This is a genomic window from Streptomyces sp. NPDC048255 (assembly GCF_040652415.1).
In the GTDB taxonomy this organism is placed as follows: domain Bacteria; phylum Actinomycetota; class Actinomycetes; order Streptomycetales; family Streptomycetaceae; genus Streptomyces.
This window is the reverse complement of record NZ_JBEZMA010000003.1, coordinates 108,723-131,756: the sequence shown is the minus strand read 5'-3', so window position 1 is coordinate 131,756 and position 23,034 is coordinate 108,723. Positions and strand designations below refer to the sequence as shown.

17 protein-coding genes are annotated in these 23,034 nt (G+C 71.0%); 7 read left to right on the top strand and 10 right to left on the bottom strand.

The genetic code is table 11. The features are described 5' to 3' along the window. The first annotated feature begins 3 nt into the window (after nt 1-3). Nucleotides 4-906: a LysR family transcriptional regulator gene (locus AB0D94_RS04500; protein ID WP_362045324.1), complete on the top strand. Its 903-nt coding sequence runs from the start codon at nt 4-6 to the stop codon at nt 904-906. A 102-nt stretch (nt 907-1,008) separates the two neighbouring features. On the opposite strand, the gene pepN (AB0D94_RS04495) is transcribed toward AB0D94_RS04500, so the two are convergent. Further along, nucleotides 1,009-3,585: an aminopeptidase N gene (gene pepN / locus AB0D94_RS04495; RefSeq protein ID WP_362045320.1), complete on the bottom strand. Its 2,577-nt coding sequence runs from the start codon at nt 3,583-3,585 to the stop codon at nt 1,009-1,011. Nucleotides 3,586-3,601: 16 nt separating this feature from the next. Between pepN (AB0D94_RS04495) and AB0D94_RS04490 the strand changes: the two genes are divergently transcribed. Together AB0D94_RS04490 and AB0D94_RS04485 are read left to right on the top strand one after the other, a co-directional pair. Beyond that, complete coding sequence (locus AB0D94_RS04490) at nt 3,602-3,970, top strand: type II toxin-antitoxin system RelE/ParE family toxin (protein WP_362045317.1); 369 nt, start codon at nt 3,602-3,604, stop codon at nt 3,968-3,970. Next, nucleotides 3,967-4,296, top strand: a complete 330-nt coding sequence (locus tag AB0D94_RS04485) for a helix-turn-helix transcriptional regulator (protein ID WP_362045314.1) — start codon at nt 3,967-3,969, stop codon at nt 4,294-4,296. Before AB0D94_RS04490 ends, AB0D94_RS04485 begins: the two co-directional genes overlap by 4 nt. 293 nt (nt 4,297-4,589) lie before the next feature. Here the strand turns inward: AB0D94_RS04485 and AB0D94_RS04480 are convergent, their stop codons facing one another. Together AB0D94_RS04480 and AB0D94_RS04475 are read right to left on the bottom strand one after the other, a co-directional pair. After that, nucleotides 4,590-5,600 (bottom strand): quinone oxidoreductase, encoded by a 1,011-nt coding sequence (locus AB0D94_RS04480; protein ID WP_112446335.1) that lies wholly within the window; start codon nt 5,598-5,600, stop codon nt 4,590-4,592. Nucleotides 5,601-6,102: 502 nt separating this feature from the next. Continuing rightward, nucleotides 6,103-7,131: an aspartate-semialdehyde dehydrogenase gene (locus AB0D94_RS04475; protein WP_362045309.1), complete on the bottom strand. Its 1,029-nt coding sequence runs from the start codon at nt 7,129-7,131 to the stop codon at nt 6,103-6,105. Between the two features lie 259 nt (nt 7,132-7,390). Here AB0D94_RS04475 and AB0D94_RS04470 point away from each other — a divergent pair, with 259 nt between their 5' ends. Continuing rightward, complete coding sequence (locus AB0D94_RS04470) at nt 7,391-8,887, top strand: M28 family metallopeptidase (protein WP_362045306.1); 1,497 nt, start codon at nt 7,391-7,393, stop codon at nt 8,885-8,887. A 108-nt stretch (nt 8,888-8,995) separates the two neighbouring features. Here the strand turns inward: AB0D94_RS04470 and AB0D94_RS04465 are convergent, their stop codons facing one another. Together AB0D94_RS04465 and AB0D94_RS04460 are read right to left on the bottom strand one after the other, a co-directional pair. Continuing rightward, nucleotides 8,996-12,319, bottom strand: coding sequence for a S8 family serine peptidase (locus AB0D94_RS04465; protein ID WP_362045303.1), 3,324 nt, complete (start codon nt 12,317-12,319; stop codon nt 8,996-8,998). A 273-nt stretch (nt 12,320-12,592) separates the two neighbouring features. After that, a complete protein-coding gene (locus tag AB0D94_RS04460) occupies nt 12,593-13,153 on the bottom strand; it encodes a CGNR zinc finger domain-containing protein (protein ID WP_362045300.1) in 561 nt (186 codons plus the stop codon). Nucleotides 13,154-13,273: 120 nt separating this feature from the next. Between AB0D94_RS04460 and AB0D94_RS04455 the strand changes: the two genes are divergently transcribed. Both AB0D94_RS04455 and AB0D94_RS04450 read left to right on the top strand, forming a co-directional pair. Beyond that, entirely contained in the window at nt 13,274-13,732 is a 459-nt protein-coding gene (locus AB0D94_RS04455; protein ID WP_362045297.1) for a VOC family protein, read from the top strand. Continuing rightward, complete coding sequence (locus AB0D94_RS04450; protein ID WP_362045294.1) at nt 13,732-14,619, top strand: pyridoxamine 5'-phosphate oxidase family protein; 888 nt, start codon at nt 13,732-13,734, stop codon at nt 14,617-14,619. The genes AB0D94_RS04455 and AB0D94_RS04450 overlap by 1 nt, the downstream gene beginning before the upstream one ends. Here the strand turns inward: AB0D94_RS04450 and AB0D94_RS04445 are convergent. Next, nucleotides 14,595-15,557, bottom strand: a complete 963-nt coding sequence (locus AB0D94_RS04445; protein WP_362045291.1) for a hypothetical protein — start codon at nt 15,555-15,557, stop codon at nt 14,595-14,597. The genes AB0D94_RS04450 and AB0D94_RS04445 overlap by 25 nt on opposite strands. A 150-nt stretch (nt 15,558-15,707) precedes the next feature. Continuing rightward, nucleotides 15,708-18,266, bottom strand: a complete 2,559-nt coding sequence (gene pepN / locus AB0D94_RS04440; protein WP_362045288.1) for an aminopeptidase N — start codon at nt 18,264-18,266, stop codon at nt 15,708-15,710. 138 nt (nt 18,267-18,404) lie between these two features. On the opposite strand from pepN (AB0D94_RS04440), the gene AB0D94_RS04435 reads away from it, so the two are divergent. Beyond that, nucleotides 18,405-19,052, top strand: a complete 648-nt coding sequence (locus tag AB0D94_RS04435) for a DsbA family protein (protein ID WP_362045284.1) — start codon at nt 18,405-18,407, stop codon at nt 19,050-19,052. 132 nt (nt 19,053-19,184) lie between these two features. Here the strand turns inward: AB0D94_RS04435 and AB0D94_RS04430 are convergent, their stop codons facing one another. From AB0D94_RS04430 to AB0D94_RS04420, 3 genes are all read right to left on the bottom strand, one after another. Then, nucleotides 19,185-19,841 carry a superoxide dismutase gene (locus AB0D94_RS04430; RefSeq protein ID WP_362045280.1) on the bottom strand — a complete coding sequence of 219 codons (657 nt, stop codon included), beginning with the start codon at nt 19,839-19,841 and terminating at the stop codon, nt 19,185-19,187. Between the two features lie 184 nt (nt 19,842-20,025). Further along, nucleotides 20,026-21,441, bottom strand: coding sequence for an amino acid permease (locus AB0D94_RS04425; RefSeq protein WP_362045277.1), 1,416 nt, complete (start codon nt 21,439-21,441; stop codon nt 20,026-20,028). A 162-nt stretch (nt 21,442-21,603) separates the two neighbouring features. Next, nucleotides 21,604-23,019, bottom strand: coding sequence for an amino acid permease (locus AB0D94_RS04420; protein WP_362045274.1), 1,416 nt, complete (start codon nt 23,017-23,019; stop codon nt 21,604-21,606). Nucleotides 23,020-23,034: the final 15 nt, after the last annotated feature.

Below are 23,034 nucleotides of genomic sequence, written 5' to 3'. Positions count from 1 at the left end.
CCCATGACCGAGTGGGACATCAAGAAGCTGCGGATCCTGCGGGCCCTCGCCGAGCAGGGCACCGTGACCGCGACGGCCGAGGCGCTGCACATGACGCCCTCGGCCGTTTCGCAGCAGCTGACGAACCTCGCGCGGCAGCTCGGCGTGACCCTGCTGGAGGCACAGGGCCGCCGGGTCCGCCTCACCGACGCGGCGCACCTGGTCCTGCGGCACGCGGAGGCGGTGTTCGCGCAGTTGGAGCGGGCCGACGCGGAACTGGCCGGGTACCTCGCCGGGGACGCGGGCGAGGTGCGCATCGGGGCCTTCTCCACCGCCGTACCGGCGCTCGTGGTCCCCGCGGTGGCGGCGCTGCGCCGCAGCCACCCCCGGGTGGAGGTCCGGGTCCGCGAGACGGAGGCCGCGGAGTCCTACGAGCTGCTGTCCGCCGGAGCCGTCGACCTGGCCCTGTCCCTGGCCGCCCACGCGCCGACCGCGCGGGACCCCCGCTTCACCCGGATCACCCTGCTGGAGGACCCGCTGGACGTGGCGCTCCCGCCGGGCCACCCGCTGGCCGGCGCACGCGGCCTGCGCCTCGCGGACCTCTCGGGGGACCCGTGGATCTACGGGGGCAGCGGCCCGTGGTCGGAGATCGCCCGGGGCGCCTGCGAGCAGGCGGGCTTCGTACCGGAACAGGCGCACTCGGCCTCCGGCTGGACCGCGATCCTGGCCATGGTCGAGGCGGGCATGGGCGTGGCCCTGGTCCCCCGGATGGTGTCGAGCCGCGCGTCGGGCGTGGCGGTCCGGGTCCTCGCCCACGACCGCCCCACCCGGCACGTCATCGCCGCGGTCCGCCGGGGCGCCGAGTCCGCGCCCGCGCTGTCCCACGTCCTCACGGCCCTGCGGGCGGTCGCCGCCGACCGGCGGTAGCGGCAGCGGCGCTCCTCGAACGCCGGAGGGGCTGAAGAACAGCCTCGCCGGCGTTTGAGGAGCGGGGCCTGGGGCGGAAGCCCCAGGAGACGGCAGGAGCCGTCAGCCCCGAGCGGCAGCGGCGTCCGCGGCCTGGGCGTTCAGCGCGCGCTCGACGCCCGCGCGGGACTCCGAGACCAGCCGGCGCAGGGCCGCGTTCGGCTCGGCCGAGGCCAGCCAGGCGTCCGTGGCGTCCAGCGTCTCCCGCGAGACCTGGAGGGACGGGTACAGACCCACCGCGATCTGCTGGGCGATCTCGTGGCTCCGGGTGTCCCAGACCTCCTTGATCGCCTCGAAGTACTTCGCGGTGTACGGGGCCAGCAGCTCGCGCTGATCGGTCTGGACGAAGCCGCCGATCACCGCGTCCTGCACCGCGTTCGGCAGGTCGTCGGCCTCCACCACCGAGGCCCACGCCGCGGCCTTGGCCTCCGCCGTCGGGCGCGCGGCCCGCGCCGTCGCCGCGTGGCGCTCGCCGGCCGCCGTGGAGTCCCGTTCCAGCTCGGCCTCGACGGCCGCCTCGTCGGCGACACCCGTCGCGACGAGCCGCTCCAGGAACGCCCACCGCAGCTCCGTGTCGACGGCGAGGCCCTCGACCACCGCGGTGCCGTCCAGCAGCGCCGACAGGTAGGTCAGCTGCTCCTCGGTACGGGCCGTCGCCGCGAAGGCACGCGCCCACGCCAGCTGGTGGTCGCTGCCCGGCTCCGCCGCCCGCAGGTGCTCCAGCGTGGCCTCGGTCCAGACCCGCAGGCCCTCCTCGCGCCACGCCGGGTCGGCGTACAGGTCGACGGCCAGCTTCACCTGACGGTGCAGCGACTGCACGACGCCGATGTCGGACTCCTTGCCGATGCCCGACAGCACCAGCGCGAGGTAGTCGCGGGTGGCGAGCTCGCCGTCCCGCGTCATGTCCCAGGCCGAGGCCCAGCACAGCGCGCGCGGCAGGGACTCCGTGAAGTCGCCCAGGTGCGCGGTGACGTTGGCGAGGGAGACCTCGTCCAGGCGGACCTTCGCGTACGACAGATCGTCGTCGTTGAGCAGCACGACGGCCGGGCGGGCGCGGCCCACCAGCTCCGGCACCGCCGTCAGCGCGCCGTCGATGTCCAGCTCGATCCGGTCGGTGCGCACGAGGCGGCCGTCCTGGAGCTCGTACAGGCCCACCGCGATGCGGTGCGGGCGCAGCACGGGCTCGCCCTTGGCGCCGGCCGGGAGCGCCGGGGCCTCCTGGCGGACCGCGAAGGCGGTGATCGCACCGTTCGCGTCCGTCTCGATCTCCGGGCGCAGGATGTTGATGCCCGCGGTCTCCAGCCACGCCTTCGACCAGGCGGTCAGGTCGCGGCCCGAGGTCTCCTCCAGGGCACCCAGCAGGTCCGGCAGGCGCGTGTTCCCGAACGCGTGCGCCTTGAAGTACGCCTGCACGCCCTTGAAGAACGCGTCCATGCCGACGTAGGCGACGAGCTGCTTGAGCACCGAGGCGCCCTTGGCGTAGGTGATGCCGTCGAAGTTGACCAGGACGTCGTCCAGGTCACGGATGTCCGCCATGATCGGGTGCGTGGACGGCAGCTGGTCCTGCCGGTACGCCCAGGTCTTCATGGAGTTGGCGAAGGTCGTCCACGCCTGCGGCCACTTCGAGCCCTCGGCGTACGCCTGGCAGGCGATCGAGGTGTAGGTGGCGAACGACTCGTTCAGCCACAGGTCGTTCCACCACTCCATGGTGACGAGGTCGCCGAACCACATGTGCGCGAGCTCGTGCAGGATCGTCTCGGCGCGCGCCTCGTACGCCGCGTCCGTCACCTTCGAGCGGAAGACGTACTGGTCGCGGATGGTGACCGCGCCCGCGTTCTCCATGGCGCCCGCGTTGAACTCCGGGACGAAGAGCTGGTCGTACTTGGCGAAGGGGTAGTCGTAGGCGAACTTCTCCTGGAACCAGTCGAAGCCCTGCCGCGTCACGTCGAAGATCTCGTCCGCGTCGAGGAACTCGGCGAGCGAGGGCCGGCAGTAGATGCCGAGCGGGACGGACTGCCCGTCCGGGCCCTCGTAGGAGCTGTGCACGGCGTGGTACGGGCCGACGATCAGCGCGGTGATGTACGAGGAGATGCGCGGGGTCGGCTCGAAGGCCCAGACCCGGTCCTTCGGCTCGGGGGTCGGAGAGTTCGAGATGACCGTCCAGCCCTCGGGGGCCGTCACGGTGAACTGGAACGTGGCCTTCAGGTCGGGCTGCTCGAAGCTGGCGAAGACCCGCCGCGCGTCCGGCACCTCGAACTGGGTGTAGAGGTAGGCCTGCTGGTCGACCGGGTCGACGAAGCGGTGCAGGCCCTCACCGGTGTTGGTGTACGCGCAGTCCGCGACGACCCGGAGCTCGTTGGCCCCGGCCGCCAGGTGCTTCAGCGCGATCCGCGAGTCCCGGAAGACGGCGGCGACGTCCAGCGCCTTGCCGTTCAGGACGACCTCGTGCACGGCCGGGGCGACCAGGTCGATGAAGGTCTCGGCACCGGCCTCGGCGGACTGGAACCGCACGGTGGTCACGGACGGGTAGGTGCCCCCGTCCTGCGCGCCGCTGAGGTCGAGTTCGACCTCGTACGAGTCGACGGTGAGCAGCTTCGCGCGCTGCTGAGCCTCTTCACGGGTGAGATTCGTGCCTGGCACGCGGTCATCTCCTTCGATGGTGACGTTCCGGCCCATCCTTCCATGGGGGACGGGTCCCCTGCTCTGCGAAGACGAGCCCGGGACCGCGAACCGGATCGTGGACGCCCTGGACCACCTGGCCGCGGAGGGACCTGGCCTGGGCAGGCCGATGGTGGACCGAATCCATCGAAGCGTGCTGCACAACCCCAACGAGCTGAGGCCCGGCTCGGCCGGCCGGTCCGAGGTGCGGATGGTGTTCGTCTTCGACGCGGACCGGGAAGCGGTCATCCTGGCAGCCGGAGACAAAGCGGGCCAATGGAGCCGCTGGTACGAGGAGAACATCCCGGTCGCCGAGCAACGCTACGAGCGGTACGTGTCCGGCAAGGAACGAGGAGGCACGAGGTGAAGGGACGTCCGTGGCGGGAGGTACGCGCCGAGGCCCTGCAGCGCCAGCCGCTGCTCGACACCGCCGAGGCGGAGGAGCAGAGGGCCCGGGCGCGGGCGGAGAACACCGCCCGGATCCGGGGGCATGAACTCGCCGGGCTCCGCCGCTCTGCCGGGCTCACACAGGCCGATGTCGCTGCCGCTCTGGGTATCAGCCAGGCGCGCGTGTCGCAGATCGAGCACGGGCAGGTGGACAGCCTCGACGTCCTGCGGGCCTACGCGGCCGTGCTGGGTGGCGAGGTGTCGGTGATCGTCCGGCGCGGCGATGTCACGGTGAAGGTCGCCTGATCCGTGAAGATCAGTGTGAGTCTGCCGACCGGCTGCGCCGCGAACGCGAGGCCGGAGACCCGCCGAGCAGTGGCGTGCGACAGCACTAGGTGTTCTGTCCCGGGAGGTTGTGGACGGGTGAGCCAGGTCTCGGCTGAGGGGTCTTGAAGGGGTGTGACCCAGATACGCCAGAAACCCGCCAGAACTTGATCTTGGCCTGCTGAGTGCCTGACGGTGTCGGGGATCTTGGCGATGACGGTCGGCCATGCCCTCGACATCTCAGTCTCCAAGATCCCCGACCTCGTCACCCGCGATCAGCTCTGCGTCTCCTCGCGGCGTCCAATAGCGGCCGCATCGGGTACGACGAGCAGCTTGCCGGTGGTACGCCGAGCCTCCAGATCGCTGTGGGCCTGGGCGGCCTCGGACAATGCGTAGCGGCCCGTCACGGTGACCTCAAGCGCCTTGGAGCGCACCCACTCGAACACATCGGCGGCCCGTCGGAGCAGTTCGGACCGATCGGCGATGAAGTCCCCGAGGCTGGGCCGGATCAGGGTCAGCGAACCGCCGTGGGCGAGCCGAATCGGATCAAACGGCGGCACGGCACCACTTGCCGCGCCGAAGAGCACGAGATGGCCGCGGGTTCGCAGGCTGGCGAGGCTCGCATCGAAGGTGTGCGCGCCGACGCCGTCGAAGACAACCGGCAGTCCCTGACCGCCGTTGAGCCGCCTCACCTCGGCTGCGAGATCGTCGACTGCGGAGGAAAGGATCACCTCAGCGGCCCCGGCACGCTTCGCCAGCTCGGCCTTCGCCGTGGTCGACGTCGTGCCGATCACCCTGCCGCCGAGATGGGTGATGAGCTGGGTCAAAAGCAGCCCCATGCCACCAGCAGCTGCATGCACGAGCACCGTGTCGCCCCCCTGAACCGGGTAGGCGTCCTTGACGAGATAGTGCGCGGTCATGCCTTGGAGGAGCACGGCGGCGGCAGTCTCGAAGCCGATATCGTCGGGCAGCGGCACCAGCCGGGAGGAGTCCACGACGGCCCGCTCGGCATACGTGCCGGGAATCTCCACCCAACCGACCCGGTCCCCGACTGCGACGTCAGCGACGCCGGGTCCAACTTCGACGACCGTGCCGGCGCCCTCAGCGCCCGGGGTGAAGGGCAGCGGGAGGCTGTACCGGCCTTCGCGGTGGTAGACGTCGAGGAAGTTGACCCCGGATGCGGCGACCTCCACGACCGCCTCGCCCGGACCCGGCCGCGGCTGGTCCACCTCGGCCTCCTGCAGCACCTCGGGACCGCCCACTTCGTACACCTGAATCGCTCGCATGGCCCTCCAATAACGGCTCATCCCCCACCAACCCCGTTGATGGCGATTAACGGCTCATCCCCCACCAACCCCGTTGATGGCGATCCGATTCCCGGCAAGCAGACCAACCCCGCCGCCCACGCCGAGAGCTGAGACGCCTGCTTTGCACCCGGGTCTGGGACAGGAGACCGAGGCCGTCAAGGGTCGACGAATGCACCACCCGCCGCTTCCGCACCGCCGTACGGCCACCCACCCGGACCGGCGTAGCCTCCGGCAGCTCCACCGCGCGGCGCACGAAATCGACCACCGCCTCCGGATACTCCTCCGGCCTCGGGAACCGGCCCATCCGCTGGTACGACTTCAACGCCAGACCACCGCGGACACACCGCACTCGCAGGCAAAGCACCCGCAAGCCGCGTCCCCGACCTAACGAGGCAATACAACTAGGGCGCCTGGGCGATGAGACCGACGGCGAAGGGGAGCGAGCCGAGCGGGCTCCCTCCCCTTCAGGCCGTCCGGCAGATCAGCCGCGCAGCTCCTCGGCCACCAGCTCCGCGATCTGGACCGCGTTCAGGGCCGCGCCCTTGCGCAGGTTGTCGTTCGACAGGAACAGCGCGAGGCCGTTGTCCACCGTCTCGTCGGCGCGGATGCGGCCCACGTACGAGGCGTCCTTGCCCGCGGCCTGGAGCGGGGTGGGGATCTCCGACAGCTCGACGCCGGGGGCGTCCTTGAGCAGCTCGTAGGCGCGCTCCACGCTGATCGGGCGGTCGAAGCGGGCGTTGATCTGGAGGGAGTGGCCGGAGAAGACCGGCACGCGCACGCAGGTGCCCGAGACCTTGAGCTCCGGGATCTCCAGGATCTTGCGGGACTCGTTGCGGAGCTTCTGCTCCTCGTCGGTCTCGAAGGAGCCGTCGTCGACGATCGAGCCCGCGAGCGGGATCACGTTGTAGGCGATGGGGCGCTTGTAGACGCCCGGCTCCGGGAAGTCCACCGCGCCGCCGTCGAAGGTCAGCTGGTCGGCGGCCTCGGAGACCGCGCAGGCCTGGGTGCGCAGCTCGGCGACACCGGCCAGGCCCGAGCCGGAGACGGCCTGGTAGGTGGTGGCGATCAGCGCGGACAGGCCGGCCTCGTCGTGCAGCGGGCGCAGCACCGGCATCGCGGCCATGGTGGTGCAGTTCGGGTTCGCGATGATGCCCTTGGGGCGGTTCTTGATCGCGTGCGGGTTGACCTCGGAGACCACGAGCGGGACCTCGGGGTCCTTGCGCCATGCCGAGGAGTTGTCGATCACTACGGCGCCCTGCGAGGCGACCTTCTCGGCCAGGGCCTTGGAGGTGGCGCCGCCCGCGGAGAAGAGCACGATGTCCAGGCCGGAGTAGTCGGCCGTCGAGGCGTCCTCGATGGTGATCTCCTGGCCCTCCCATTCGAGGGTGGAGCCCGCGGAACGGGCCGAGGCGAACAGCCGCAGCTCGTCCACCGGGAACTTCCGCTCGGCGAGGATGCCGCGCATGACTCCGCCGACCTGTCCGGTGGCTCCGACGATTCCGACCCTCACGGTGACTCCTTTGGTACGTACGACGCGGGCGCGCGTGAAGCCATCATGCGTTCGACCCCACGAGCCTTGTCCAATCCATTGTCCGAGGAACGGACGGTGTCCTGGATGTGAACCCCTGTGACGAGTCCGTGGCGGGAGTGTTGCAGGCCCTCCGAAGGTCCGTTTTGCCTGGTCGGAGCTGGTTAGCGTCCGATCTGCCGTGTTCGGTTTCCGAACATCGCAGACCGCAGACCGACCATCCGAATCGGGGAGATCCACCGTGCGCGCCATCCGCCACCGCCGCCGCCGGTCCATACCGGCGCTCGCCGCCCTCGCGGCAGCCGCCGTCGCCGCACCCGTCCTGCTCGCCGCCACCCCGGCCGCGGCCCATCCGCGCGAGGGCAGGCTGGCCGAGGAGCTGGTGGCGGAGGTCACCGCCCGCGGCGCCTACCGCCACCTCGCGAAGTTCCAGCAGATCGCCGACGCCCACGGCGGCAACCGCGCCGCGGGCACGCCCGGCCACGCCGCGTCCGCTGCCTACGTGCACGACACGCTGAAGAAGGCCGGGTACGAGGTCTCGTACCAGGACTTCGACATCCACGAGGCGCGCACGAAGACGGAGAGGACCACCGTCCTCGGCGGCGCCGGCGGCGCGGAGGGCCGTGAGCTGGCCACCGCCGCCTTCACCTTCACCAAGTCCACCCCGGCGGGCGGCCTGACCGCTCCGCTCGCCCTCGCCCGGGTCGACGAGAGCCCCGGCTGCACGGCCGACGACTACCCGGCGGGCGCCTTCACCGGGAAGATCGCCCTGGTCAAGCGCGGCTCCTGCACCTTCGTGGAGAAGCAGAACGCCGCCGCCGCGGCCGGCGCGCTCGGCGTCATCGTCTACAACCACAGCGGCACGGCCCCGGTGCGCGGCGGGTTCGGCTCGCCCGCCGAGGGGCTCGTCCCGAGCGCGGGCCTCGCCCTGGCCGACGGCGAGGCGCTCGCCTCGGCGGCCGCGGCGGGCGAGGTCACGGTGCGCCTGGACCTGGACCAGGAGCACGTGCGCAAGACCACCCGCAACGTGGTCGCCGAGACCCGCGGCGGCCGCTCCGACCGCGTGGTGACGGTCGGCGCCCACCTGGACTCGGTCGCCGAGGGCCCGGGCATCAACGACAACGGCTCTGGTTCGGCCGGCCTGCTGGAGGTCGCGCTGAAGCTCGCGGACGAGGGCGCGAACAAGAAGGGCAAGGGGCCCGCGAACAAGGTCCGCTTCGCCTGGTGGTCGGCCGAGGAGCTGGGCCTGCTGGGCTCCGAGCACTACGTGGCGCAGCTGTCGGAGCAGCAGAAGAAGGACATCGCGCTCTACCTGAACTTCGACATGATCGCCTCGCCGAACCCGGTGCAGTTCGTCTACGACGGCGACGACTCGGACAGGACCGGCGCGGGCGCGGGCCCGGCCGGCTCGGCGCAGATCGAGGCTCTGATCAACGGCTTCCTGGACAAGAAGCACAAGCCGCACGAGGGCAGTGACTTCGACGGCCGCTCCGACTACGGCCCGTTCATCGCGAACGGCATCCCGGCCGGCGGCACCTTCACCGGCGCCGAGGGCATCAAGACCGCCGAGCAGGCCAGGCGGTACGGGGGCACGGCCGGGGCCCCGTACGACCCGAACTACCACGGGGCGGGCGACGACCTGCGGAACCTGGACCTGAAGGCCTTCGACACCAATCTGGACGTGATCGCCCACGCGGTGGGCACCTACGCCGAGTCCCTGCGGTCGCTGGGCAAGTAGTCCCGCGGACCGGGGCCGCCGCCGGGGGGCCCGGTCCCGGGGAACGGCGAAGGGGCGGGCGCTCGATCCGGGCGCCCGCCCCTCCGTCATGCGATCAGCCGGCCGCCGTTACGGCAGGACCTTCTCGATCTGCACGCTGCCGGTGCCGGCGGCGGTGCCGCGGGCGTTGAGCAGCTGGACCTGGCCGAAGAACTGACGGCCCTCGGGGGCCGCGCTGGTGACCAGGACGTTCGCCGAGACCTGCGCGGTGGCGCCGGTGGCGAGGTTCACCGCGGCGGCCTCGTCGACCTGGACGGAGCCCAGGGCGGCCGAGAAGAACACGTCGCGGTAGTCGTACGTGGTGGAGCCGGACGGGACCGCGTAGCCGATCACCTTCACGGTGTAGGTGCCCGCGGCCGGGTTCACCAGGCTCACGGCCTCCTCGGAGTCGCCGTCGGCGGCGGAGCCGACCTTGACGCCGTCCTTGTAGACCTCGAGGTCGAGGTCGGCGGCGGTGTCGGACACCTTGCCGATCGCGACGTCGAGGCGCGAGGTGCCCGCGGCGACCGTGACCTCGGTGGTGTGGGTCTCACCGTTCGCGATGGTCGGCTTGGCGACCTTCGCGGAGCCGAGCGGGCCGCCCTGGAGCTTGCCGCCGGTGATGGCCGCGGCGTCGTTGCGGACGCTCCACTGGACCGGGGCCGGGGTGCCCTGCTTCACCTCGGGCAGGACCTTGACCGCGGGGTCGAAGGCGGCGCCGAGCAGCGAGACGTCCAGCTTGTACGGGTTGTCGAGCAGCGGCGACGTGCGGCGCGACTCGACCTCGATCTCCCAGACGCCCGGCGTCGGCTCGGGGTACGAGCGCACGTCGGGGCGGCAGGTGTTGTCCGGGTTGTCATAGTTCGGGTAGCAGTTGACCGTGGACGTCGGGTCGACCGGCGTACCGTACGGGTGGATCGCGATGAAGCGCGTCTGGCTGCCCGCCGCGAGACCGCTGAGGGCGACCTCGAGGCTCTTCGCACCCTGCGGGACGGTCACGAAGTACGACTTGTGGCTGTTGCGCTGCACGGAGGAGGACTCCGACACGGCGAAGGACGGCTTGGCCAGCGGGGCCGCCGCGACCACGGTCGTCAGGATCTGCTTGTCGATGCCCTCGGTGGTCTCGTCGTCCAGCTGCAGGATGCCGCTGTGGACGCCGGCCGACTTGGCGTTGGCCTCGACCTTGATGGTGACGGGCTTGTTCAGCGGCAGGGTGACGTAGTCGTAGCCGCCGATGACCTTGAAGGTGCCGTCGTTGTTGCGCCAGCTCAGGTCGTGCCGGGTGCCGTGCTTGACGCCCGTGGTGCGGGTGACGACGACGTTGTAGACCTTCTTCTGGCCGACCTTGAGGCCGCCCTCGCGGTCGTAGAGGCCGGTGCCGAAGCCCGGGGTCTTCAGGAACTGGTCGATCGCGGTGTCGACCGGCGCCTTGACGGTGAACTCGTTGGCCTTCGCGTCGCGCTGGATGGACTCCCACGCGCCGGGGACGTCGATCAGACCCGAACCCTGGGCGTGCGCCGGGACGTTGTCGATCTTCTTGGCCGTGCTGGTGAGCGCGACCCGCAGGGAGGCCGGCGTCAGCTTGATGTTCTGCTGCTTCGCGGCCGAGATCAGCAGGGCGCTGGCGCCCGCCGCCTGCGGCGAGGACATCGAGGTGCCCTGGAGCATCCCGTAGCCGGCCGGCAGCTCGTAGCCGGCCTCCTTCACCGGCGCGCCGGGCAGCCAGGTCTGGATGGTGTTGATGGAGGCGCCGGGGGCGGTGATGGTCGGCGTGAAGCCGCCGTCCTCACGCGGACCGCGCGAGGAGAAGTTGAACATGTTGTACTTCGTCGACACACCGGAGCCGTAGTTGGCGGCCCAGGTCTCCTTGGAGACCGCCGCGCCCACGGAGATGACCTTGTCCGCGAGGGCCGGGTCGCCGATGGTGTTGACGCCCGGGCCCGAGTTGCCGGCCGAGATGACCAGCTGGACACCGTAGGTGTCGATGAGGTTCTTGTAGAGCTCGGCGCGCGCGTTGTTGCCGTCGTTCAGCGCCGGCAGACCACCGATGGACATGTTCACGATGTCCACGCCGCGGTTGACGACGAGGTCGATCATGCCCTCGGTCAGCGCGATGTTGGTGCAGCCGCCGGACCACGAGCAGGCGCGCGAGGAGACGAGCTTGGCGCCGGGCGCCTCGCCGTTCATCTTGCCGCCGAAGAGGCTGTTGGCGGCGGTGATGCCGGCGACGTGCGTGCCGTGCTCGGACTCGATGATGCCGACGTTGACGAAGTCGGCCTTCTTGCCGACCCAGTCACCGCCCAGCGGGTCCATCGGGACGTCCTTGCGGATCTCGATCACGAACGGGATGCGCTCGGCGACCTCGGTCGCCGGGTTGTCCGTGCCGAAGTAGCCGATCTGGTAGCCGTCCTTGTACGGCTTCATCGGCTCGTTGTTCGTGAAGTCGCCGTCCTGGTCGGTGTCGACGCGGACGGTGCCGGCGGCGGCGTCGTAGAGCAGGCCGAACCGGTCGGTGGTGTCGCCGTCGCGGTTGACGTCGCCCTTCATGTCACCGTTGGCGGTGATCGACTCGCTGAAGCGGCTCCACTGGAAGTTGCCCTCGGGGGCCTTCCAGCTCTGGCCGCCCGCGGTGAAGGTGCCGCCGGAGGGGGTGACCGGGGTGATCTGGGCGCGCCAGGTGCCGTCGCTGTCCGTGATCGGGTCGGTCGCCGTGACCCAGTCGACGATCTTGCGCTCGCCGGTGGTGGTCGTCTGCAGGGCCGGGTGGCCGAGGTCGACGCCCGAGTCCATGATGCCGATGGTCACGCCGCGGCCGTCGGCCTGCGGGTTCTGCTCGACGAAGTCCACCGCGCCGGTCTCGAAGGACGGGTTGTACGGGTTCTTCGCCGGGGTGTTCTTGTCCGGCGCCGCGTAGGTCTCGGCCGCGGTCTTCTTGACCGTGCCGGTCTCGCGGTCCGCGTCGGGGCGCGGGTTCGGCAGCTGGATCTCGTGCCGCAGGTCGATGCCGTGCACGGAGGACAGCTTGGCGGCCGCCTTCAGGGCGGCCTCCGCCTGGGCGGTGGGCAGGGTGGCGCGGACGTATCCGAGGTTGTCGTACGTCTGGCCCACCGAGCCGCCCTGGACGGCGTCGAGCTGGTCGGCCACCTGCTTGGTCTGGCCGGGGGCGGTCGCGACCATGACGGTGACGTTGGCGTCACCCTTGGCCTTGGCCTCCTGGAGCAGCTCGGCGTCGGCCGAACCGAGCTTCTGCTCCGCGGACTTGACGGCCGGGTTGGTGCCCGGCTGGTCGGCGCCCGTCGCGGCGAAGACGGGTACGGCGCCGGTCGCCGCGAGGGCGGCGACCAGACCGGCCGCTGCCGCGACGCGGGCGACGCGTCTGGCCCCGGGTATGGAGCTGGGGGATTCGAGGGTCATCAGCATCCCTGGTAAGTGAAAGAAACGGTCCGGATTTCGGTGCCGGATGACCGGTCAGCTTTGCGCAAGCGACAGCTCTTTGGGGAGAGTTGTCATTGACCGAGACCTGCCATGGCGGATACCCGTCAACGCGGTGTATCCGCCAACGGGAGCCAACCGGGGCACACCGGTGCGAACCTCAAGGGCTGATGAGTCGATTTATCGATTTGGAGGCCATGCGTAGGCCCCGGGGCGCGGCTTCGCCCCGGGGCGGGTGTGACAGATTTCGACGGTTCAGCGCACGCGCGTGCGCGCGTAATGGCGCGAGGCCTTCGCCCGGTTTCCGCAGGCGGCCATCGAGCACCAGCGGCGGGTGCCGTTGCGTGAGACGTCGAAGAAGTGCAGGACGCAGCTCTCGGACGCGCACGCGCGGATCCGGTCGGGCGCCGAGCCCAGCAGGCCGAGGTAGTCGCGGGCCGCGATCCAGGCGGGACCCCAGGCGGGATCGTCGAACTCGGCCCGTTCGCCCGGGCCTTCCGCGGTGAGGGTGGCGCGGATGCGGCCGTGGTCCAGGACGGCGTCGACCAGGGCGCGCGCCTTCTCGTCCGCCGGGTCCGCGACGGCCCGGGCGAGTGCCTCGCGGGCGGTCAGCAGGTGGACGAGGGTCGGGGCGTCGGCGCGGAAACGGCCGGCCAGCCCGGTGGCCTCCAGCCAGACGGCGAGTCCCTCCACCCGGCTCAGCCCGGCGGCGCCCGCGAAGAGGTCGAGGGGTTCGCCCTCCGTGACCCAGCGGGTGTTCAGCAGGTCGAGCGCGACCGGCTCGCCGGTCAGGGGTCGTGGGTCCGCCGCCGTCATGTCTCCGACCCTTCCTGCCGCCTTGCTAACCCCTCAAGAGTACGTGACGGGTTGACGAGGATCTTCCTAACCTCTATCGTCGATTTAGAAGGTTAGAAATCCTCTGGGGAAGGTACCGCCATGACGACCGTCATCAGCAAGCTCCGCACCGGCCACGTGGGCCTCAACGTCACCGATCTGGAGCGCTCGCTCGCCTTCTACCGGGACGTCCTCGGCTTCCAGCCGCTGGCCGAGGGCAAGGAGGAGGGGCGCCGCTTCGCCCTCCTCGGCCAGGACGGCGAGCTCGTCCTCACCCTCTGGCAGCAGGCCGACAGCTCCTACGCCCCGGCCGCGGCCGGACTGCACCACCTGGCGCTCTCCGCCGGCGCGATCGAGGAGGTACGGGAGTACGAGGCGCGACTGCGGGAGCTGGGCGTCGAGTTCGCGTACGACGGGGTCGTCGCGCACGGCGAGGGCGCGGCCTCCGGCGGCATCTTCTTCCACGACCCCGACGGCATCCGGCTGGAGATCTCCGTCCCGACCGGCGCCGAGGGTGTGCCCGCCCCCGTCGCGGGGGCGCCGACCTGCGGATTCTTCTAATGAGCGGCGCCTACCACTGGGGCTCGCTGGCCGTGCAGGAGCGGGTCGGCGTACGGGACCTCGCCGAGCACGTCGGGCGCTCGATCGGAACGGGCATCCGGGACGTCGCCGCGGCCTTCCTGGGGCTCCAGCCGCACCTGGTCGTGGGGGCGGCCGACGGCGCGGGACGGATGTGGGCCTCGCTGCTCACCGGCGCGCCCGGTTTCGTACGGGCCACCGGGCCCGACCGGATCGCGGTCGCGGGCGGACTACCCCCGGGCGATCCGCTCGCCGAGGCGCTGGCCACGGCCGGGACCCGGGTCGGGACGATCGCGCTCGACCCGCGCACCCGGCGCCGGATGCGGCTGAACGGAACCCTCGATCCGACGCCCCGGGGCTTCGCGGTCGAGGCCGAGCAGGTCTTCGCCAACTGCCCCAAGTACCTGCAGAAACGGCAGCCGCTCGAGGTGGCCGCGCACGGGCCGGGCGTCGTGCGGCGCGGGAACGCGCTCACCCCCGGCCAGGAGCGGGCCGTGCGCGGCGCCGACACCTTCTTCGTCGCCACCACGGCGGAGGCGGACGGGGCCGACGCCAGTCACCGGGGCGGTCTGCCGGGCTTCGTGGAGGTGCTCTCGCCGGTGGAGCTGACCTGGCCGGACTACGCGGGCAACGCCATGTTCCTGACCCTCGGGAACCTGACGGCCGACCCGCGGGCCGGGCTGCTCTTCCCGGACTGGGAGAGCGGGGCGGTGCTCCAGCTCAGCGGCCGGGCGGAAACCGAGTTCGGGGCCGACGGGGAGCGGCGCGTCCGCTTCCACGTGGAGTCGGTGGTGGAGGGCGTGCATCCGGGGCGGCTGCGGTGGAGCGCTCCGGAGTACTCGCCTCACCTGGGCAGCACCACCAGGTAGGCGGCGGGCTCGCGGTCGCCGCAGGCCGTCAGGGCGGTCCGGACGACCGCGGCCTGCTGCTCGGGCCAGTCGCGCAGCTTGCGCGGGGTGACGTGGATGACGGTGACCCCGAGCCGCTCCAGGGTCTCCCGCTTGCGGACGCACTCCGACCACTGCTCGTCCTCCCCCTGGCGCGGGGCGCGGGTGTCGATCTCGACCGCGACGGCGTGCTCGGGCCAGTAGGCGTCCACCCCGCCGAGGTGCGGGCCGCCGGGCAGCCGCAGGTCCACGTTCCAGACCGGCTCGGGCAGTTCGTAGCCCCGTACGAGGTGGTACAGCCGGTCCTCGGCGATGGCCCGGCCCTCCGCGAGGAGGGACTCCACGGCGTCGACCACGTGCGGCCGGTTCAGCAGCCGCGCCACCGTCAGCTCCCGTACGACGGCGCCCGGTTCGCAGTGCCCGCCGCGCACGGCCTCGCTGAGCAGGCGGCGTACGGTGCCGGCGTCGGAGAGCTGGGCGACGGCGTCCGCGACGGCCCGCGCCACGGGCGCCACCGGCAGGCCGGTCACTTCCTGGGGCTGGGGCGGGGTGTGCGCGCGCACGATCCGTACGTCCCCGGCGGGCCGCAGCCGCCGGGTGCCGGGGACCAGTACGTCGATGTGCGCGAGGGCGAGCAGCGCGGGCGCGGAGGAGAAGCGGTACAGCGCGAGCGCCGCCAACCCGGTGATCATGGCCTCGCCCCCGCCGCGCCGCCCCGCGTACAGCAGTGCGGCGTGCAGGCGCTCCTCGCTGGTCGCCGGTCCGGAGTGCAGCAGGAACACCCCGGGAAGGATCTGCTGCCAGGGCCGCCCGGCGGCGTCGGAGGCGGTCACGCCGTGCTCGCGCAGCTGGGCCAGGGTCAGAACGCGGGGGCGGCTGCCGGTGAGGTGGGCGAGGGGGAGGGGTGCGTTGTGGTTCATGACGCGGTGATTCCCTCAGGCCATGGCCTCGCTAACCCCTGTTACACGCCCGTCGGCAAACCGGGACAAGCCGGGGCTAAAGTACGGGCGTTCGATGGCCGATAGGCTGCGCCGCTGTCGGGGGCGGAGCCCCGACAGCGGCGCAGCGGGTTAGCTGCCGGCCGCGGCGTCGCACCGCTGCGCGGCAAGCGCCCTGGCCAGGTCGTCCCGGGACTCCAGCACCAGGCGGCGAAGCGCCGGGGCCGCGTCCGGGTGGGCGGAAAGCCAGGCGTCAGTCGCCGAGATGGTGGACTCCGAGTCCTGGAGCGACGGGTACAGCCCCTTCACCACGTCCATGCCGATCTGGATCGACCGCTCCGACCAGATCCGCTCGATCACCTCGAAGTAGCGCTCCGAGTAAGCCGCCAGCAGGCCCCGCTGCGAGGGCTGCTGCATGCCCGCGATCGTCGCCTCCACCAGCGCGTTCGACAGGCTGTCCGACTCGACCACCGCCGCCCAGGCCTGGTCCTTGACCGCCTCCGACGGTCGCGCCGCCAGGCACCGCACCTGGTGCCGCTTGCCCGAGGCCGTGTCGTCGCGCGCGAGTTCGGCGTGCAGCGTGTCCTCGTCCACCGCCCCGTGGGCGGCCAGCGGCAGCAGAAAGTCCCAGCGCAGCTCCTGGTCCACGTCCAGCCCGTCGATCCGCGCGGACCCCTCCAGCAGCCCCAGCAGCAGCTGGAAGTCGCCCTCGGTGGCCGCGCTCGCGGCGAAGAACCGGGCCCAGGTCAGCTGGTGCTCCGAACCGGCCTCGGCCAGCCGCAGCTCGTGCAGCGCGCCCGCCGCCAGCTCCCGGCCGCCCTGCTCGCGCCAGTCCGGCGCCGCGTAGCGGGTGACCGCCGTCAGGGTCTGGCTGTGCACCATCTGCAGGACGCCGACGTGCGTCTCGCGGCCCGCGTGCGCCAGGACCAGCGACACGAAGTCACGCGCGGGCATCAGTCCGTCCCGCGTCAGGTTCCACAGCGCCGACCAGCTCAGCGCCCGGGCCAGCGGGTCCGTGATGTCGCCCAGGTGGGCCCGCAGCGTGGTGAGCGAGCCCTCGTCGAAGCGGACCTTGCAGTAGGTGAGGTCCTCGTCGTTGACCAGGATCAGGTCGGGCCGCTCCAGGCCCGCCAGCTCCTCGACCACGGTCCGCGCGCCCGCCACGTCCGCCCCGGCCCGCGCGTAGCGGACCAGGGTGCCGTCGGACTCCAGCCGGTACAGGCCGACCGCGACCCGGTGGGGACGGAGCTCGTCGCCCTCCTGGAGCACGGCCAGCTCGGTCACCCGCCCGCCCGCGTCACAGGTGACCACCGGCGTCAGCACGTTCACGCCGGCCGTCTGGAGCCAGGCCCGCGACCACTCGGCCATGTCCCGCCCGGACACCTCGCCGAGCACCGACAGCAGGTCCTCCAGGCGCGTGTTCCCGTAGGCGTGGGCCTTGAAGTACCGCCGCGCGCCGTCCAGGAACGCATCCCGCCCCACGTAGGCGACCAGCTGCTTCAGGACGGAGGCGCCCTTGGCGTAGGTGATCCCGTCGAAGTTCAGCTTCGCGTCCTCCAGGTCACGGATGTCGGCCGTGATCGGGTGCGTGGACGGCAGCTGGTCGGCCCGGTAGGCCCAGGCCTTGCGGTTGTTGGCGAAGGTGACCCACGCCTGGTCGAAGCGGGTGGCCTCGACGAGTCCGAAGGACCCCATGAAGTCGGCGAAGGACTCCTTCAGCCACAGGTCGTCCCACCACTTCATGGTGACCAGGTCGCCGAACCACATGTGCGCCATCTCGTGCAGGATGACGTTCGCGCGCCGCTCGTACGAGGCCTGCGTGACCTTCCCGCGGAAGATGTACTCCTCGCGGAAGGTCACCATCCCCGGGTTCTCCATCGCGCCCAGGTTGTACTCCGGGACGAAGGCCTGGTCGTACTTCCCGAAGGGGTACGGGTAGTCGAAGATCTCGTGGAAGAGGTCGAAGCCCTGCTTGGTGACGAGGAAGACGTCTTCCGCGTCGAAGTGCTTCGCCAGTCCCTTGCGGCACATCGCGCCCAGCGGGATCGTCAGGTCCCCGCGGGTGTAGGAGTCGGTCACGTAGTGGTAGGGGCCGGCCACCACGCACGTGATGTACGTGGAGATCGGCTTCGTCTCGGCGAACCGCCAGACGCCGCCCTCCCGCGACTCCTCCGCGCCGTTGCTCCACACCTGCCAGCCCTCCGGCGCGCTCACCTCGAAGCGGTAGGGCGCCTTCAGGTCGGGCTGCTCGAAGTTCGCGTACACCCGCCGGGCATCCGCCGGTTCGTACTGGGTGTAGAGGTAGACCTCGCCGTCCTCCGGGTCCACGAAGCGGTGCATGCCCTCGCCGGTGCGGCTGTACGCGCAGTTCGCGTCCACCACCAGGACGTTCTCGCCGGCCAGGCCGTCCAGCGCGATGCGGGCGCCGTCGAAGACCTCGGCGGGGTCGAGCGGGCGTCCGTTCAGGGTGACGGCGTTCACCGACGGGGCGATCAGGTCCGCGAAGGTGGCGGAGCCCGGGGTGGTGGCCCGGAAGCGGATGGTCGTCACCGAGCGGAAGGTCCGGGGGCCGTCGGCCGGTTCGGCCTCGTCCACCGCGGACCTCAGGTCGAGGACCACCTCGTACCCGTCGACGGACAGCAGCTCGGCCCGTTCGCGGGCCTCGTCACGGGACAGATTCTCTCCGGGCACGTGCACTCCTTCGTGCGTGATCGTGTTCTACCTGACGAATCCTCGCACGCAGGGAATGCGGGCGCCGGGGGCCTGGTTGGCGACGGGGACGGGACGGCAGGGACGTCCCTTTTCCCGACATGAGGCTTGAGGAGAGACATGACCGACACCCAGGTGCGCGAGAAGACCCCCGTCGACTTCTGGTTCGACCCGCTCTGCCCCTGGGCCTGGATGACGTCCCGCTGGATGGTGGAGGTCGAGAAGGTCCGCGACGTCGAGGTCCGCTGGCACGTGATGAGCCTGGCCGTGCTCAACGAGAACAAGCTGGACGAGCTGCCCGAGCGCTACCGGGAGCTGCTCGGCCCCAAGGGCTGGGCCCCCGTGCGCGTGGTCATAGCGGCCCAGCAGAAGCACGGTGAGGAGATCACCGGCAAGCTCTACACCGCCCTCGGCACCCGCATCCACAACGAGGACAAGGGCCCGACCCGCGAGGTGATCGCCGAGGCGCTGGCCGAGGTCGGCCTGCCGGCCGAGCTGCTCGCGTACGCGGACTCCGAGGAGTACGACGAGGTGCTGCGCGCCTCGCACAACGACGGCATCGAGCGCGTAGGCCAGGAGGTGGGCACCCCGGTGATCTCCGTGCCCGGCGCCGAGGGCGACGAGGTGGCCTTCTTCGGCCCCGTGGTCACCCCGACCCCGCGCGGCGAGGCCGCCGCCCGGCTGTGGGACGGCACCCTGCTGGTCGCCTCGACCCCGGGCTTCTACGAGATCAAGCGCACTCGCACCCAGGGCCCGTCCTTCGAGTAACCCGGAGGTACGCAGCCCGGAGGTACGCAGAAGGCCCCCGCGAGTCACGTCCTCGCGGGGGCCTTCTGGTGGACACGCCCGCCGGTGAAGGTTGAGAAGACGATCACGAGGCGGACGGGTTCGGGGTGCCGATCAGCCCTTGGCCGGGATCAGCAGCGGGGTGTTCGCCTTGGCGTCGGCGTAGCGCTTGGCCACGTCCTGCCAGTTGACGACATTCCACATGGCCTCGATGAAGTCCACCTTCTGGTTCTTGTACTGAAGGTAGAAGGCGTGCTCCCAGGCGTCGAAGACCAGGATCGGCACGGAGGCCTGGCCCACGTTGCCCTGGTGGTCGTAGATCTGCTCGACGATCAGACGGCCGCTGATGGGCTCGTACGCGAGCACGCCCCAGCCGGAGCCCTGCGTCGCGGAGGACGCGAAGGTCAGCTGCTTCTTGAAGGCGGCGAAGGAACCGAAGGACTCGGTGATCGCGGCCGGGAGCTCGCCCAGGCCGTCCTTCTCGTCCGGGACGCCGCCGCCGTCGCCGGTCTTCGGGCTGGCCATGTTGTGCCAGTAGATGCTGTGCAGGATGTGGCCGGAGAGGTGGAACGCGAGGTTCTTCTCCAGGCCGTTCAGCGCGCCCCAGTTCTCCTTGTCGCGCGCCTCCTCCAGCTGTTCCAGCGTGGTGTTGGCGCCAGCGACGTAGGCCGCGTGGTGCTTGTCGTGGTGCAGTTCGATGATCTGCGGGTTGATCACCGGCTCCAGCGCCGCGTAGTCGTAAGGAAGCTCAGGAAGCGTGTAGATGGCCATGCGTGTATCCGGTCCCCTCGGCGTGCCAACTGCTTATTGCAATCAATGCGCAACTGCACGCTAGCAGTAGCTATTCCCCCTCGCATGTAAGGGTCGCCTCTCTTGTCGCGTCCTGCCGAACGCCGGAGGCCGGGCCCATGCGATCGCACGGGCCCGGCCTCCGGGAAGCGGAACTGAGGTGGGGTCAGGCCTTCGCGCCCGCCGCCGCCCGGCGCTGCATGACGTAGCCGGTCACCGCGAGCGCGGCCGTCAGGCCTCCGGTGAAGACGACCTGGACGCGGGTGTCCTCGCCCAGGACCATCAGGACCAGCACCCCGGCCACCCCGGCCAGCGCCACCCAGGTCAGGTACGGGAAGCCCCACATCTTCACGACCAGCTTCTCGGGGGCCTCGCGCTCCAGCCGGCGGCGCAGCACGAACTGCGAGACGGCGATGAAGCCCCAGACGACGAGGATGACTCCGCCGACCATGTTCAGCAGCCAGGCGAACAGGGTGTCCGGGTACCAGTACGAGAGGAGCACGGTGACGAAGCCGAAACCGGAGGAGGCGAGCACCGCGCGGCGCGGGACCCCGCCGGTGACCTTGCCCAGCGCCTTGGGGCCCTGGCCGCGGGAGACCAGGGAGTAGGCCATGCGCGAGGAGCCGTAGATGTTGGCGTTCATGGCGGACAGCAGGGCGATCAGGATGACCACGTTCATGATCTCGCCGGCCGCCGGGATGCCCAGGTGGTCCAGGGTGGCGGCGTAGGGGCCGTCCGCCGTGACCGCCGGGTCGTTCCAGGGCAGCAGGGTGACGATGACCAGCATGGAGCCGACGTAGACGATCGCGATGCGCCACATGGTGGTCTTCACGGCCTTGGCCACGCCCTTGACGGGGTTCTCGGACTCGGCGGCCGCGATGGTCACCGTCTCCAGCCCGCCGTACGCGACGACCGAGGCCAGCAGTCCGACGAGCAGGCCGTCCATCCCGTTGGGCAGGAAGCCGCCGTCGTGCACCAGGTTGGCCGCGCCGGGGGAGGAGGTGCCGGGCAGCAGCCCCATGACGGCCAGTACGCCCAGGCCCAGGAAGAGCCCGATGGCGCCGATCTTCAGGGCGGCGAACCAGAACTCGAACTCGCCGAAGCGCGAGACGGCGCCCAGGTTGGACCCGCAGAAGACGGCCATGAAGACCAGCACCCACATCCAGGAGGGGGTGCCCGGGAACCAGCCGGTCATGATGTGCGCCGCGCCGATCGCCTCGATGGCCACGCCCACGCAGAGCAGGGTCCAGAACATCCAGCCCGCCGTGAAACCGGCCCAGGGGCCGACGGCCCGCTCCGCGTGCACCGAGAAGGAGCCGGAAGCGGGGTTCGCCGCGGACATCTCGCCGAGCATCCGCATCACGAACATCACGAGCAGCCCGGACGCCGCGTAGGCGAGCACGATCGAGGGGCCGGCGGCGGCGATCCCGGCCCCCGAGCCGACGAAGAGCCCGGCGCCGATGACCCCGCCGAGGGCGATCATCGAGAGGTGGCGCTGCTTGAGGCCGTTGCCGAGGGGGGAACCGGCGCCGCCCTGCGGTGGCACCTGCTGCGGGTGGGGGGTGATCGTGCTCTGACTCATGCGGGCCAGTGTCTCCGTCGTCCGATAGTCGGACGTTCTTCGTCCGGTATTCGGACGGACGCTTCACGGATCGTGATCACGCCCCTCCTCGACGTCAAAGGGGTGCCCGGCCGCGACCGCCGGACACCCCCTGACACCTCGGACCGAGTCCGGCCCCGCGGACTACGCCTGGGGCAGCTTCTCGTTCCGGCGGGCCCGCAGCTCGCGCAGGCCCGCCACCGCGAGCACCGCCGCGGCCGCGCCGGAGGACCAGAGCAGCTGGGGCCGCGCGGAGTCGTCGAACAGCATCAGGACGAGCACCGTCGCCATGCCGATCAGCGCCGTCCAGGTGAGGTACGGGAACAGCCACATCGGCAGCGTCAGCCGCTCCGGCATGTCCCGCTCGATGACCCGGCGCAGCTTCAGCTGCGAGACGGCGATCAGGGCCCACACGAAGAGCAGCACGGCGCCGACCGCGTTCAGCATGTAGAGGAAGATCGTGTCCGGCCACAGCAGGTTCAGCACCACCGACACGAAGCCGAAGGCCACCGACGCGAAGACGGCCCGGCGCGGCACCCCGCCGCCCGAGACCTTCAGCAGCGCCTTGGGCGCCTCGCCCCGCTCGGCCAGGGAGAACACCATGCGCGAGGACCCGTACAGGTTCGCGTTGAGCGCCGACAGCAGGGCCACGAACACCACGATGTTCATGATCTGGCCGGCCGCCGGGATGCCGATGGAGTCGAGGACGGCCACGTACGGGCTCTCACCCGGCTCCAGCGAGTCCCACGGCAGCAGGGTCACGATGACCACCATCGAGCCGACGTAGAAGAAGAGGATGCGCCACACCGCGCTGCGCACCGCGCGGGCCACCGAGCGCGCCGGGTCGTCCGACTCGGCGGCCGCGATGGTGACGACCTCCAGGCCGCCGAAGGCGAAGACCACCGCGAGCATGCCGGCGACGACCCCGCCGATGCCCGCCGGGAAGAAGCCGCCCTGGCCCGTCAGGTTGGTCATGCCCACCGGATCCGTGTCCGGGAGCAGACCGAAGACGGCGAGGGTGCCGAGGATCAGGAAGAGCACGATCGCCCCCACCTTCAGCGCGGCGAACCAGAACTCGAACTCGCCGAAGTTCCGCACGGCGGCCAGGTTGGCGACGGTGAAGACCACCATGAACAGCAGCACCCAGACCCACTGGTCGACCGAGGGCACCCAGCCGTTCGCGATCTTCGCGGCGCCGGTCGCCTCCACGGCGAGCACCACGACCAGCAGGAACCAGTACAGCCAGCCCGCCGAGAAACCGGCCCAGCGCCCCAGCGCCTTCTCCGCGTAGACGGAGAACGAACCGGAGGCGGGCATCGCGGCGGACATCTCGCCGAGCGCCCGCATGACCAGCATCGCGAGGACGCCCGCGAGCAGGTAGGAGCAGATGATCGCGGGACCGGCGATGCCGATGCCGGCGCCGGAGCCGACGAAGAGCCCGGCGCCGATCACGCCGCCGAGGCCCAGCATGGTCAGGTGGCGCTGCTTGAGGCTGTGGCTCAGTGGCTCCTCGGGCAGGTCGGAAGTCAGGGGAGAAGCTTCTTGCTGACGGTTGGGCATGAGGGGCGCTCGTAC